Raw genomic sequence first — 15,643 nt, forward strand, 5'->3', positions numbered from 1 at the left:
TTTTTTTTATATTCCGATTTTTTATTGAGGCGATAGGCGTTCCCGAAACTACAATACATCATAAAGCCTAAATCATGGTTTCCCGTGTAATGTTTTTCTTTCTCAAGCGAAGCTAATCTCAGCTCAGCTTCCTTTAGCACCGTTTCATCTTTGGTATATTCATATATGTAAAGTAATGAACCTGGATAAAATCCACTGCACCACCATTTAGTGTCGCTAGTTTCGAACTTGTTGCTTTTTGCATAAAAAGTTTTTGGCATGCGCCCAATTGGTGTATTACTGGCTAATATGCGATATTGCTTTTCCGCTAGTTTATACTGCCTGTCAATTAACTGTCGCATATTTTCTTTAGAGCTTTGCGCTGTTACGCTGCCACAATAGAAAAATAGCAATAGATAACAGATCATTTTCTTAATTGAATTGGAAGTTAGAAAGTTATCACTATTCATATTATAAATCATTTGTATGTCTTAAGGAAGTAATAGGTTATATAAAAGCGTATAGCTTTTGGCTCTTAATTTTTCAAATCAAAGTTGATAAATCACTATTTTAAAAAGGGCTAAAATCCTAAACAAAATGGTAGAAAAACCCAAAAAACATCAGCAATTAGCCTACTTTTCAATTCGACGCATTACAATTCCAGTTATTATTATCTATTTTTACTTAAACCAAACAACCTTCACTTTCTAATTCTCATGAGATTTAAAACTTTTGTTGGAATATTCTTTCTTTTATTCTTTTCAAGCAGTTTTTTCTATGCCAAGGCACAACGTGATTTACACTTTTTTAGCCGAACGGTAGAAGACGGTTTATCTCAAAATTCGGTCATGGCAATTGCCCAAGATAGCACTGGATTAATATGGCTGGGCACTAGGCAAGGCATTAATAGATACGATGGTTATCACTTTAAAAACTATAGTAAAAGCAACACAGAAAAAAGACGTAATGAGCAAGAAGAAATTACTTCTTTAGTTACTGATTATACGGGAACATTATGGGCGGGCACCACTACCGGTTTACAGAAATACGACCTCAAGAAAGATAAATTCGAAAAGGTAGAGCAGCTAAATGAACCGATAGAACTACTGTATCAAGATGATGAAAAAAACTTATGGGTAGGCACACACAGAGGCTTAAAATTATTAACCTCCAGCAATCGGGAAACTTTCAGCACCTTCCTTTTTAGTAAAAAGATTGAAGACCCCGTAAATAATATTTATGCCATATACAGAGATAAAAAAGGCCATATTTGGGTGGGTACCGCTGATGGGCTAATACAAGCAACCTATCAAAAAGGAGTTTTCAACTTCAAGAGAATAAACTTTCTCAAGCAATCAATAAACGGCTACATCACAGCCGTAGCGAAAGATAAAGATCAAAACACTTGGGTAGGTACCGCAAATGGTCTTTACGTACTAGATAACAATGGGCAGCTTTCTAAAACTTTTTTTCATACGGAGGGCAATAAAAATTCGCTTGTTCATAATGATATTCGGGAAATTATGCTCGATGAAGACGGCACCATGTGGATTGGTACACAAAACGGCTTGAGCATTTTTAACCCTCGCACTAGTTTATTTACTAATTATCAACACAACCCAGAAACAACAGGCAGCATTAGTCACAACTCTATTCACCATCTATTCAAAGATCGAAATAAAAATATCTGGATTGGTACTTATTTCGGCGGTGTAAACGTAATTTATCCTGTATTAACAAAATTTAAGGTTTACCGCAATGGAAAATCGTCGAGCAGCATTAGCGGCAATGTGGTTAGTGCCATTACCGAGGACAAACAAAACCGATTATGGATTGGAACCGAAGGCGCAGGTATAAACCTTTTCAATAAGACTTCTAATTCCTTTAGCAGTTATAAACACGACCCAGGTAACAACAGTAGCATAAGCTCAAATCTTGTAAAAATACTCGTGAGAGATAAGTATCACGACAATAACATAGCCATAGGCACACATAGAGGTATCATCAATATCCTAAATACATCAACTGGAAAATTTCAGAGAATTGAAAATGTAAAAGATGTTAAAGGCACAATCGGTTCGGCAGAAATTATTGCCTTGGCCTACGATGGCAGTGGAACGCTATGGATCGGTTCCTTAAATGGGCTAACTACCTTACAAAGCAAAAATGGAGTTTATCCAAGTATAACGACTAGGAGCCCTTTAAATAATATCCTTAAAAACAAGGGAATACTTAACCTTTTTGTAGACTCTAAAAACAACTTATGGATAGGAACTTCTACAGGACTTTATCGGTACAACTTAAACAACAAGAAACTAAGTAGCTTTAATGAAGTTGACCATCCGGATAGTCTCCAATCAGATTATATTAATTGCGTAACAGAAGCCGCAAATGGAGATTTACTCATTGGCTCCAATGCGGGCGGATTGAGCATTTACAACATCAAACTCAACACTTTCAAGACCTATTCAGAAGCAAACGGCTTAATTAACAACAATGTGTTAGGTGTAGTAGAGGACAATAGTGGCAATCTATGGATCAGTACAACTAACGGGCTATCAGAATTTAACCCAAAGACCAAACGATTTAGAAGCTACACAAAAAGCGATGGTTTAGCAGGTAATGAATTTAACAATCGTTCCTATTTCAAAGACAGTCAGGGAGAAATTTTCTTCGGAGGAATTAATGGGCTCACCTCTTTTTATCCAACAGAAATACAATCGAATAATTATGTATCGCCATTAGTATTGACCAATTTAAGGCTTTTTAATAAACCCGTAAGTGTTGATGATGAAAATGGCATTTTAAAAAATAATTTAAACCTTGCTGAAAAACTAGATTTTAATTACGATCAAAATAATTTTACCCTAGAATTTTCATTGCTTAACTATGTTAAATCCGATAAAAACAAGTATGCTTACAAATTAGAGGGATATGATCAGGACTGGAAATATGATTCGACACCAATAGCATCTTACACCAATCTTCCATCTGGTAATTATCGTTTTGTGGTAAAAGGGACAAACAACGATGGAATTCCAGGCAGCGCTGTACGTACTTTAAAGATTCATATTAATCCTGCCCCATGGTTATCTTGGTGGGCGTACTTGTGCTATGCCATTGTATTGTTTAGCATTTTATTTTTAACGCTGAGATATTTCTTTATTCGTGCCTTGTTACAAAGAACAGAAAATGTTCAACAGATGAAACTGAAGTTCTTTACGCACGTATCCCACGAAATTAGAACGCCTTTAACGCTCATTTTAGGTCCATTGGAATCTCTTTTGAAAAATACGGCCAACCAACCCGAAATTCATCGGCAAATTATACCTATTAAAAACAATGCAGATAGGTTACTTAAATTAGTTACCGAGCTGATGGATTTTAGAAAAATGGAAACAGGAAATTTAAAACTCCATCTAGCACAACATGATATCGCACAATTTGTACAGCAGATGTTCGATATCTTTAAAGACCTGGCCTTAAGTAAAAATATCAGCTACCATATTGAAGTGCCAACAACTCCCGTAAAGATATGGATGGACAGTGTGCAGATGGAAAAAGTTTTTTTCAACTTGCTATCTAATGCGTTTAAGTTTACGAATAACAATGGAACAATAAGCGTCGTGGTAACAGAGACCAACCAAGAGGTTGCCATACAAATTAGGGACAATGGCATAGGAATACCGGAAAGTAGCAAGAATAAGCTTTTCAGTGACTTTTTTCAAATAGATATTCCTGGATCTGACCACATTGGATCTGGTATTGGCCTGGCATTAACTAAAAGCATAATAGTAGCGCATGGTGGCCAAATTTCTATCGAAAGCATAGAGCAAACATCAGAACAATCTGGAGATACCAAGTTTACCGTAACCTTAAAAAAAGGTCAGTTGGCTACAAACGAGGAATATGAGGGAACCAACAGCACAACGACTAATCGCATTTATAAGGTTGATGCTCAGCATGACACCCAACAACCAGTAAATGAAGAACCTATCTCTTTTGACGAAACCGTGTTGGTTGTAGAGGACAATCCTGAAATTAGACAGATGTTGCACAGTTTACTACAACCATATTATAACATCATAGAAGCCGATAATGGACAAAAGGGATGGGAAACCGCAACCGAACTTTTACCAGACCTGGTCATTTGTGATATTATGATGCCTATAAGGAATGGCTTGGAATTATGCAGCGATTTGAAAACGGACGATAGAACATCTCATATTCCAGTTATCTTGCTCACAGCGATGGACTCGCACTTGCAACAAGTGGATGGACTGGAAACCGGGGCAGACACTTACATCACCAAACCATTTAGTACCGAACTACTTTTACTTAACGTAAAGAATCTCTTGCAAGCCCGAAAGGTAATGCGGAAAAAATTTACCGAAGAGGTTAACCTTAAGCCACAAGACATTACTATCAACAAAACTGATCATGACTTTATGCTAAAGGTTATTCAATTTATTGATGATAGAATGGCCGACCAGCATTTTGTAGTACAAGATCTCGCCAATGAAGTAGGAATGAGCCAACCAGTACTTTACAAGAAAATAAGAGCCATAACAGATCTTTCTGTAAATGATTTCATCAAGTCCATACGGCTAAAGAGAGCTGCTTCCCTATTAGAAACCAATCAGTATAACATCTCTGAAGTTTCATATCTAGTAGGCTTTAACGATGCTAAATACTTCAGTAGGGAGTTTAAAAAGCAATTCGGTCATACACCAAAATCCTATTTAAAAACCATCAATCAAAATCCACAATAGAAGTATAGATTTCTACTCAAACCTTAACCAAATGCAAGATAATATACGCCTTACTTTCGTCTTTTTATTACTTCTTTCTCTAGCATTTTCGACTAAAGCTCAAGAATTTATTCCCATTATTCCCAAACCCCATACTTATCAAAAACAATCGGGTAGCTTTAAATTATCTAAAACCACATCTGTAATTAATGCTCCAACAAACGCAAAAATTGCTTGGTATCTTAAAAATGAGATATTGCGACATACAGGCATAGCACTATCTTCTAATACTCAGAGCACCTCTACCATCACCTTCAGTATTGTACCTGAAAAGAAAATGACCAATTATGCCTACAAGCTTGTTATGCTCGACAATAAGATAAACATAGAAGCTGCAAATGATGAAGGGCTTTTTATGGGCGCAATTTCTCTATTACAATTGATCAGACAAGCTCCGATAGTTGCTAACCATATTAACCTACCAAACTGGAATATTGCCGATAAACCACAATTTGTATGGAGAGGATTTATGCTAGATGAATCAAGGCACTTTTTTGGAACAGAAAAGGTAAAACAATTACTAGATTGGATGGCCTTTTATAAGTTAAATCGGTTCCATTGGCATTTAACCGATGAGCCGGGTTGGCGCATAGAGATAAAAAAATATCCACTTTTAACGCTTGTAGGCGGCATAGGTAATTTCGTAGAAGAAAATGCACCGGCAAAGTATTATACACAGGAACAAATCAAAGAAATTGTTGCCTACGCTGCTGAACGTTTCATTACCATCATTCCGGAAATTGACATGCCAGGGCATGCTACGGCTGCCAACAGAGCTTATCCGCAACATTCTGGTGGAGGTTCTGAAAAACATCCTGAGTTCACCTTTCACCCAGGAAAGGAAAGTACTTATCAATATCTAAGCAACATATTGAGAGAGGTAAATACCCTATTCCCTTCCGGATTGATACATATTGGCGGAGATGAAGTGAGTTTCGGCAACCAACTTTGGAACAGTCTCCCGGAGATTAAACAACTAATGCAGAAGGAAAAACTCAATGATCTTAAGGATTTGGAACGTTATTTTATCAAAAGGATGTCAGACACCCTTACAAGTATTAACAGTAAGACCTTGGCGTGGGACGAAGTTGTGGATTTTAAATTACGGAAAGATAGTACGATTATATTTTGGTGGCGCCATGATAAACCCGAACAGCTAAACGGAGCAATAAATAATGGCTATCAGGTTATTATCTGTCCGCGTCTACCTTTTTATTACGATTTTGTACAAGACAGCACCCATAATTATGGCAGAAAATGGGAAGGGAAATTTAACTCATTAAGTTCTATATATAACTATAACTTTCCAACAATAGACAGCAAAAAGGGCAATCAAATTTTAGGTGTACAAGCCAATCTTTGGACTGAAACTGTAGAAAATACAAGCAGGTTGGATTATTTAGTTTTTCCTAGAATTTCAGCCTTGGCAGAAGTAGCTTGGAGCAGCCCATCAGCGCGAACAGATTTTGATGGTTTTATGCAGCGACTAAAATATCAGCTACCATTATATGATGAAGCTGGCTTGTATTACTACAATCACTTCAAGCCTAATCATCATCCCGAGCCGGTGAAAACCAAGAAAAAGAAATTAAGGTTCAATACAGAAAACTAGGAAGCCATTTAATGTTTCGTATAATAAGTCTCTAAAAGCTAAACAAAAAGAGACCAATGTTTAAAGCACATTGGTCTCTTTTGTTTCATAGCCATTTTCTTGACAATGGCCACCATCAACACCGTTCTTTCACCTGATAACACGAGCTACCTACCAAACCTAATGCCCAAACCCAATTCAAAACTACCATTGGAATAGCTGGTTAACGACGAAGTTTGCGTAGTATACATTCCCGTAATCTGGTATCGCTTCTTTAAATTCATGCCCAAACCAAAAGTGGCACTTTTACTGCTGTGGTACATTCCCATCAACATAATTTGCTCATCTTCCATCCATAGGGCTGTTCCTGCATCCACAATTCCGTCAAAACCTTTTACCCCTCTATAAGCTATTTTTGGTTCCAATTGCCAATCTTGGCTACCTATATTAAATTTATAGGTAATTGCCGAATAAAAGGTGGGTAAATCAACCATATTATTTCTTTCTTCCTTTTTTAATAATTGATTCAGATTGGGCAGGGCCGTTTCCACCTTAAGTCCCTTAAGAGTATAAGCAATTCCAAAATCACCATCAAGGTATGCTCCACGCTCATTAAAGCGTAATGCAGAATTGTCGTTAATACTCCCATTAACATCTTCTAAAGCTAAACGCTGTTGAGAAACACCTATTGAAAGTCCAAAATGAAGAGCTTGTTTCTCTGACAAAGGCAAGTGATAAGCATAACTGGCCAGCGCTCGTAATTGGCGCATTAGTCCAGCTTTATCTAGATAGAGGTTTGCTCCCCAACCGGTACGGTTTTGCCCATAGGAAACGGCCAATACCTGTTGCCTTGGAGCACCCGGAACACTAGACCATTGTGCCCTGTACCCCATTGCAATAGCTAAACCCTGTTTCATTCCGGCCATTGCTGGATTGGCCAGGTAGGGCGTTTGGTAATACTGTGCCGATAATGGACCTAACTGGGCATTTACGTTTTGAACTGTTCCCACAAACACAGCAAGGGCAGTAATTAAAATATGCTTGATGCTATTCATAATTTCTTTTTCCATTGATTATTCAAATGCGATTTGATATTTTCCTCCTTAAACTTTTAGGCTACCTATCTCTTACCAAAGTGATATATCCTCTCAGCAAACGTTTATCATTAAGATCAATCACATAGTAATAAGTTCCTTCGGCTAAGGGTTGACCGTTGTAGGTGCCGTCCCAAGAATTATCATAACCTTTTTTGGCATAGAGCATCCTACCTCCTCTGTCAAAAACTTTCACTGTGGCTTGTGGATACATATCGATATTATCTACCTTCCAGAAATCATTTTGGCCATCGTTATTTGGTGAAAGCAAATTGTTTGAGGTTAGTATTGCAATATTTTCCTGAACCACGACCGTATAGCTGGCAACAACGCTACAGCCGCCGTTATTACTTACTGTTACGGTATAGGTAGTGGTTGTTACAGGACGAATAGTTAACACTGCTGTGTTTTGTCCAGAGATGATTCCTTGAGCATTAGACCAACTGTAGTTATTACCACCAGAAGCGGTAAGCTGTAGTGATTGCCCTTTAGCAATAGTACCTTGTATGTTAGGGATGACCGTGGCATTTGGCAAAGCATCAACCCTTAAAGTTCCATTTACATAAACAAAGTTGTAGTTTGCAGAGAGCCCTCCAGATACCGTGACTGGATAGTTATTGGGCAAACTCGAAGCTGTGGCTGCCGTAGTGGCCTGTGGCTTTGTAGACAAACTTGCTTCGGTATCCGTAAACTTAAATCCACTGTAACTCAATGTAAACACAGGATTGTTCTGGTTAAAACAACGAATGCTATTATTTGCCGTAACGGTTAAATTGGATTTAGTGATGGTTAAATTAGCACCAATATAGCTAACCGTGTAATTAGTACCTGCGGTCAGGCTCCCCTGTGTAATCGCATAAGTTCCCACGTTTTCACCCGATGCTCGACTTAAGCTACCATTAAAACTATCACCCGATTGTAGAGAAGGACTGAACGTATAACTTAAAACTGGATCACTATTCCCGTAGATTTTAGTTTGACCGGTACTCACCGTTACGGTTATCGCCTTAGGTACAATGCCAAAGCTAGAGCCTGTGGTGAAACTGATGCTATAGTTGCTACCCGCACTTAAAGTACCTTGGGTAATCGCATAAGTTCCTACATTTTCGCCCGATGCCCGGCCTAAGCTGCCAATAAAGCTATCACCCGATTGTAGAGAAGGACTGAACGTATAACTTAAAACTGGATCACTATTGCCATAGATTTTGCTTTGGCCTACTCCTGCTGTTACGGTGATGGACTTAGGTTGGATATTGAAATTCGTTCCTGTGGTGAAACTGATATTGTAATTACTACCTGCACTTAAACTACCTTGAGTAATGGCATAAGTTCCTACATTTTCACCCGATGCCCTGCCTAAACTTCCGCTAAAGTTATCCCCAGTTTGTAAGGATGGGCTGAAAGTATAAGTCAAAGCGGGGTCGCCAGCACCGTAAATCTTGCTTTGGTTTGCACTTGCAGTTACGGTAATCGACTTAGGCATAATACCAAAGTTGGCACCCGTAGTGAAGCTAATGCTGTAGTTACCTCCGGCAGTCAAGGTGCCTTGGGTAATGGCATAAGTCCCTACATTTTCGCCCGTTGCACGCCCCAAGCTACCACTGAAATTATCACCAGGTTGTAAGGATGGACTGAATGTATAACTTAAAACCGGATCAACAACTCCGTAGGTTTTGCTTTGACCAGCATTCGCTGTTACGGTAATCGACTTAGGCATAATACCAAAATTGACGCCCGTAGTAAAACTAATGGTGTAGTTACCTCCGGCAGTCAAGGTGCCTTGGGTAATGGCATAAGTCCCTACATTTTCACCCGTTGCACGCCCCAAGCTCCCGCTGAAATTATCACCAGGTTGTAAGGATGGACTGAACGTATAAGCCATAGCAGGATCAGTAGCTCCATAGATCTTACTTTGGTTTGCATCTGGCGTTACGATGATTCCCTTAGGTAATACTGTTAAACTCTGTTCAACAATATTTGCAGCATTATATGCATTATTTCCTACCTGGCTAGCCGTGATTTTAGTGGTTCCGGCCTTCAGTATTGTTGCTTGATTACCGCTAATACTTACTACTGTAGGATCTAAGGCAGTATAGGTTACCACAAGCCCAGCTGATGAGTTAGCATTACCAAGTGTAAAACTGGCATCTCCGTAAGTTTTGGGTGCAATTGTGTTAAAGGTAATAGCCTGGTTGGCTTTAGGTATTGCCGAAGTTACTGTACTTGCCACACTAATATTTCCTGCTTTATCCAAAGCCTGTATAATGTAGTAATAGGTAGTTCCGTTGGTTAGAGACGAATGCGTATAGGTTGTTGTTCCCCCTGCAATATCAGTAAGTACCATCGTTGGTGAAGGACTTGTACCATAGAGGATACGATAAGCAGACAAATCGCTTTCCATATTTGCTGTCCAGTTTAACACAACCTGCTGATCTCCAGCAGTACCTGTTAGCCCTGCTGGTATGGCTGGTACAGTACGGTCAAAGGTAACGCTACCTGCTCCCGTAGCCACTGGAGTTCCTGAGTTTCCGGCAAGGTCATCGTAAGTAATATTATAAGTGACCACTCCTTCCGTATCTGAGGATAAGAAAGTATAAGCTGCTGACCATGAATTTCCCGAAACATTTACAGGAGTTACACTATGTCCATTTATAGTTACGGTTGGCGTAATTACCTCGTCAGCAACAAAAGTCAAAGTAGCTATGTCTCCAATTTTTGCCAATGTTGCATCGATATTGGATGATACAATAGATACCGTAGTAAGTGTAGGTGATGTTTTATCTATAGTGTAGGTTTCGCCAACAAATGGGAAGGTATTGGTAAGTGACGTGTTAAGTCCTGTTGCATTGCTCAGGTTTAGCACAAGTGTACCATTACCACTTCCGGTATTTATCGTTACGGTATAAATCGCTCCACTACCAGTAATGGACTGTACGCTGGCGCCGGTAATACCAGCACTTGTAGTTACTGAGAAATTAGAGGTTGTTAACCCAGTTATCGCCGAACCAAAAGTTATCGTGTAATCAACTGTGGCCGTATTCACATTTGCATTACTTCCTGACCTTTCAATGCTATTCAATACAGTAGATGTAGTAAAATTTATGGGATTATTGGTAGCTGCAGTCGCATTGTATTGCGCCGCCCCTAACTGACCGCCGTCGTTAAATTCCACAACCATCAACCTGTAGGTTTTGGAAGGCTGCAATCCTGTGACGGTTAAGCTGTTGCCAGTTCCGCTGTAAACGCAATACCAGCCGCTCGTACCAATTTGGGCTCCGGATGTAAATGTAGCGTTTGCCGTGTAATCTGTTCCTGTTACAAGCGCCGGGGTACCGTTGCTCCCTTCTAGCATAAATACGGCGCGTTTATCACCGCTGCCACTGGTCCAGCCGATGTCGGCCGTAGTACCTGTCGGCGTTACAGTGATATTTGTTGCTTGTGTTACCGGCGGCACAATGAGTGAATTCTGAAATATCTGTATGGTGTGCGTATTGTAGTCCACAGAAAATATATCCGGCCGGCCATCACCGTTCGCATCCTGGATGTAGTTTTTGCCTACGGCAGCTGTGACTGCAAATGTGATTGGGCTATCAAACGTAATTGATCCAGCAGTGGCGGTTGTATTTGTATAAAGCACCAAACTCCTGGGAGAACTTGCATAGCTGAACGATAGGTCTGCCTTCCCATCTCCGTTTAAATCTCCAACTGACACATCATTTATAAAACCTGGATACGGTATTGTTATATTCTGTGCCGCTCCGAAACTCAGCGAACCTGAACTGCTGTTGTTATTGAAAAGCGTGAATACACTGCCTGAGCCATTTGCCGCTATAATATCGATTTTGCCATCATTATCAAAATCGCCCAGTTTCAGGATATTTTGCACCGCGCTTGCTGCCAGCGTATATGGTGCATCAAAACTAATAGAGCCCATTGCGGTAGTTGTATTACGCCAGATGATTACATGATAGATGCCGCCGCCCGGACCGCCGTTCGTTACAATATCCAGCTTGCCATCGCCATCCATATCGGCGAGATATACATGATATGCGGATGTAGTTGTTGAAAGATCTATTTTAGCACCGAACGTTGCTTGGCCTGCGGTATTGCCCACATTACGGAATACTGATACGGAGCTGCCCGCTGCGTTGGCCACCACCACATCTATTCTTCCGTCGCCATCCAGATCTCCGGCATCGAGTCCGCGTGGAGAAGCACCAGTGGCAAATGCAGCTGTGTGTGTAATCGTAGAGAGGTCGCCAGTGTTTAAAGCCACTAGCAATTGGTCTGTGCTCGAGTTGGTCATCAATACATCGGGTTTGCCATCTCCGTCAATATCTTTTGTTCTGATATATTCCGGTGTTGAGTACAGGCCATTATTCATATCAACTGCAGTTGCAAAACCGATCGCCGCAGTAGTGCTGTTGTTTTTTCTGAAATGAACGCTGTTGCTGAGTATATTCTCTGCATCTACAATATCCGGTTTGCCATCTGCGTCGAGATCGGCAAGTGTAAAGCCTCGTCCAAGGTTCGAGCCAGTAATGGTAGATTGCAATCTAAAGTCCGTTGCTGCCAGCGTTGACTTATTAGGAGCAAAAACAGGATGGAAATATTGTGAGCTTTGTCCTGTAAGCCTGTTTGTTGTGTGCGTTACAGTTACTGGCCCATAAGAAGCTCCTGCAGGAACCGTTACGGTAAGACTGGTTGCTGATGCAGAAGTAACGGTTGCCCGTACCGCGCCGAAGTAAACAACATTACCGGTAGTGAGTACATTGAAATTTGTACCCGTAATCACAATACTTGTTCCCGGCGCTGCTTTAGCTGGCGTAATCGATGCGATCGTTGGCGGAAACTGCATAATTCCTCGGTAAATATAGAATCGTGCCAGATTGGTAACTCCGGCAACAAGGTCATTGACTCCATCGTTGTTGAAATCTGCCACGGCAAGACCACGACTGAAATTAAGCGGGTCTGTCAGCTCAATCCGGCTGAGCTCATCAAAACTCACCGTATTCACCACACTCGTATTCCGGTAAACAATTAATTTTCCGGGCGATGACCCATCTGGTGCTACAACTAGGTCCGGCTTCCCATCACCATTCAGATCCCCAAGCGTAGCAACCTGCTGGCTGGTGCCTACCGCAACCGTGCTTGTTGCAAAAGAGATATTCCCTGCACCGCTGCTTGTGTTCCTATAAATTAACACATTGGTGGAAGACCCTGCGAATGTGAGAATAAGATCTGTTTTGCCATCGCCATCTATATCTCCGCCCGTTACGGAAATGGGGGAATTAGAACCGCTGATTGTCTGCGAATTGGCAAAACTGATATTACCCGGCGAACTGGTATTCAGCTTTACATCGAACCCTGACGCTCCACTTCTTGGAATGATGAGGTCCGGTTTGCCATCGCCATCGAGGTCCGCGAAAAAGATCATGATAGGATTGGCCGTAATTGAATAATCATTTTTAGCAGCAAAGCTGATATTGCCCGCTCCGGAACTCAGATTTCTGAAGATTGAAACTGATGCACCGGTCGTATTCAGCGTAGCCACATCAGGCAGACCATCGCCGTCCATATCTATTGCAAAACAGGCATTCGGACCCAGACCAGTTGTAAAGGCAGAAGATGCCGTAAAAGCACCGGTACCCTGGTTTCTCAGTACATACATGTTACCACTGCTGGCGATGTTGGTTGAAAGATCTCTGGTAGATGCGATTGCGATAATATCGAGATTACCATCCCCGTCCAGATCTGCAAGCGCCGGCATACCCTGACCGTTATTGCCTGTGAAAGTATAGGTGTTGGGCGTGGCAAGGGTTATGTTCCCTCCTGTAGTAGCTGTTGTATTGAAGTATACCTGCAAGGCATTTTCAAGCAGAGTCGCCGGTCCGTTGGCAGCTGTTACCAGGTCCGGCTTGCCATCTCCGTTCAGATCGCCGGTAACCATTCCATAGATTCGTTGTGCAGCACTTGAAGTTGCAGACCCCTGATATGGAATATCCGCTGCGGTGAGCACTCCTTTTGGTGTTTGTATAGTGGGCAGGAAATAATTTTTGCTGTAGGCGGTCAGTGCATTTGCGGTATTGGTCACTGTTACATAACCATATAAAGCGCCTTTCGGAACGGTAACAGTTAAGCTGGTGGCAGATGCAGCCGTTACTGTTGCTTTTGAACCGCCGATGAGCACTTTATTGTTTGCCGGTGTACTGTTGAATCCTGTACCTGTGATGGTGATGTTTGCTCCAGGTGCAGCATTTGCCGGTGAAAACGAATTGATCACAGGCGGAGGCAATGTTGTATTCTGATAAACAGATACAGTGCGTGAGGCAAGGTTTCCGGTAAAGAAATCCGCCCTACCATCATTATCTAAATCTACAATATCAGAAGAAGTAGGTGCATTGCCCACAGCAAGTTCAGCGGCCGTACCGAATACCAGCGTACCTGCCGTTGTTGTCTGGTTCGGTATTATCGCCAGCCTGTAATCATTAGTAGCGAAAGCCACATTCATACCGGCAAGTATATCGGGTTTTCCATCTCCGGTAACATCTCCGGTTGCAATGGTGGCTACATTTCTACCGGTAGTAATGGTGGTGCCTGCGGTAAAAGATAAATTGCCGCCGGCAGTTGTATAATTATTGATAAAGGTATAAACAGCCGACTGTCCGTTTGATGTTGCAAGATCTGTCTTGCCATCGTTATCAAAATCAGCGAATGAGATGGTTGTTGCCGATGTCAGCGACAGACTGGTATTCGGTGCGGCCGTGCCCGCAGTGCTGAAAGAACTTGAATTGATTGCGCCTCCAGGTGTTCCCAGGTTCTTGTAAATGGAAATGCCGCCGGAAAATGTGGCTACGATATCCGGCATATTATCCCCGTTGAGATCTGTAGCACCGATCGCAGCTGCATTGGCTCCTAATGAGAAACTTGTAAAGCTTCCTATAGTTAAGAAACCCGGTGTACTGAAATTGGGATATATATAAAGAAACCCTGTAGAAGAAGTAGACACAAGGATATCAATCCGTCCGTCCTTATTGATATCAGACAGCGTTATATTAGAGAGAAATGTGCCTACATTTATATTGCTGGTTTCTCCGAATGTGGAAATATCGCCGGTGTTCAGAAAAATCAGGATATAACCTGCATTGGGTGCCATCAGCACTAAATCCTTTCTCCCATCAGCATCCATATCCGCAATAGCAAATCTGTTACAGAAATTACTCATGGCTACAGCTACGGGAGCGCCAAAGCTAACCGTTCCACCGCTGCTGGTATTGGGAAATACAGAAATTTCACTCGCAGCAGGGTTAAGGGAAATCATTTCCGGTTTACCGTCACCATTCAGATCCAGCGAACCTGATGCAACCAGCTGTAAACCGCCTCCGACATCTGGCAGATTACCAATCAATGTAAAATCAGCTGCCGATAAACTATTCTTTGCGGGTGGAAATCTTGTACTGAAAAATGCCTGTGATTCACCCTGAAGCCGTGTAGCAGTATTCAATACCGATACTTTTCCATAGGTACCGCCTGATGGAGCTGTGGCGGTAAGAGATGTTGAAGTAGCCGCCGTTACGGTAGCTCGCTGCTTGCCGATATAAACGATATTATTTGCTGAAGTAGTATTGAAATTGGTTCCCGTTATGGTGAACGAACTGCCATTTATTGCATTCTGCGCCGATATATTGGTAATGGTAGGAACCTGTGCGGTTACCTTTAAAGAAAAAAGCAATATTATTCCAATAAGGAATATTCTCCTTAGCGAATTAAAAGCCAAAGAAGATAAGCCAAAGAGCATTATCGTATTCATATACAAAGAGTTTGTGTTGGTAATACAAAATTAAAACTCTTCTAATAACACACAAGATACTTGGTGAAATAAAACTATAAGTTTTACCTTCAATGCAAGCTAAAAGTTGTTGGTTAGTCTTGCACTTTTCTTGAACACGATACACTTTATCAACCTAAAATCATTTAAATAGACATCACAGTCCTATTTGATAAAAAATGTGATTAATAAACCCTAAATAATTATCCTGTTACTTTTGTGAAAATTTCTTATTCAACTCCCTAAATCAGGGCAACCTTTTTATATCAATTATTTACCTATTTAAAAAAGAAACCAACGTTAAAGCACGTTGGTTTTTTGTTTTGAGAGCTGTTTCTTT

4 protein-coding genes and 1 pseudogene are annotated in these 15,643 nt (G+C 41.0%); 2 read left to right on the top strand and 3 right to left on the bottom strand.

Annotated elements, in window-relative coordinates; all coding sequences use genetic code 11:
* Positions 1-461: pseudogene (locus ABDV71_RS00005) on the bottom strand (hypothetical protein); the annotation flags it as partial.
* 234 nt (positions 462-695) lie between these two features.
* Here ABDV71_RS00005 and ABDV71_RS00010 point away from each other — a divergent pair.
* On the top strand, positions 696-4,751 hold the full coding sequence (locus ABDV71_RS00010) for a two-component regulator propeller domain-containing protein (RefSeq protein ID WP_343530336.1): 4,056 nt from the start codon (positions 696-698) through the stop codon (positions 4,749-4,751).
* A 31-nt stretch (positions 4,752-4,782) separates the two neighbouring features.
* Entirely contained in the window at positions 4,783-6,402 is a 1,620-nt protein-coding gene (locus ABDV71_RS00015; RefSeq protein WP_343530337.1) for a beta-N-acetylhexosaminidase, read from the top strand.
* 146 nt (positions 6,403-6,548) lie between these two features.
* Here the strand turns inward: ABDV71_RS00015 and ABDV71_RS00020 are convergent, their stop codons facing one another.
* Complete coding sequence (locus ABDV71_RS00020) at positions 6,549-7,451, bottom strand: PorP/SprF family type IX secretion system membrane protein (RefSeq protein WP_343530338.1); 903 nt, start codon at positions 7,449-7,451, stop codon at positions 6,549-6,551.
* A gap of 46 nt (positions 7,452-7,497) precedes the next feature.
* On the bottom strand, positions 7,498-15,285 hold the full coding sequence (locus ABDV71_RS00025) for an FG-GAP-like repeat-containing protein (RefSeq protein WP_343530339.1): 7,788 nt from the start codon (positions 15,283-15,285) through the stop codon (positions 7,498-7,500).
* Between the last annotated feature and the right edge of the window lie 358 nt (positions 15,286-15,643).

This window comes from Pedobacter sp., from assembly GCF_039594775.1.
Classification (GTDB): domain Bacteria; phylum Bacteroidota; class Bacteroidia; order Sphingobacteriales; family Sphingobacteriaceae; genus Pedobacter.

Excerpts from the sequence above, each read along its gene's own strand:
- ABDV71_RS00020 (WP_343530338.1), bottom strand. The coding sequence starts at position 7,451 with ATGGAAAAAGAAATTATGAATAGCATCAAGCATATTTTAATTACTGCC.
- ABDV71_RS00015 (WP_343530337.1), top strand. The coding sequence starts at position 4,783 with ATGCAAGATAATATACGCCTTACTTTCGTCTTTTTATTACTTCTTTCT.
- ABDV71_RS00025 (WP_343530339.1), bottom strand. The coding sequence starts at position 15,285 with ATGAATACGATAATGCTCTTTGGCTTATCTTCTTTGGCTTTTAATTCG.
- ABDV71_RS00010 (WP_343530336.1), top strand. The coding sequence starts at position 696 with ATGAGATTTAAAACTTTTGTTGGAATATTCTTTCTTTTATTCTTTTCA.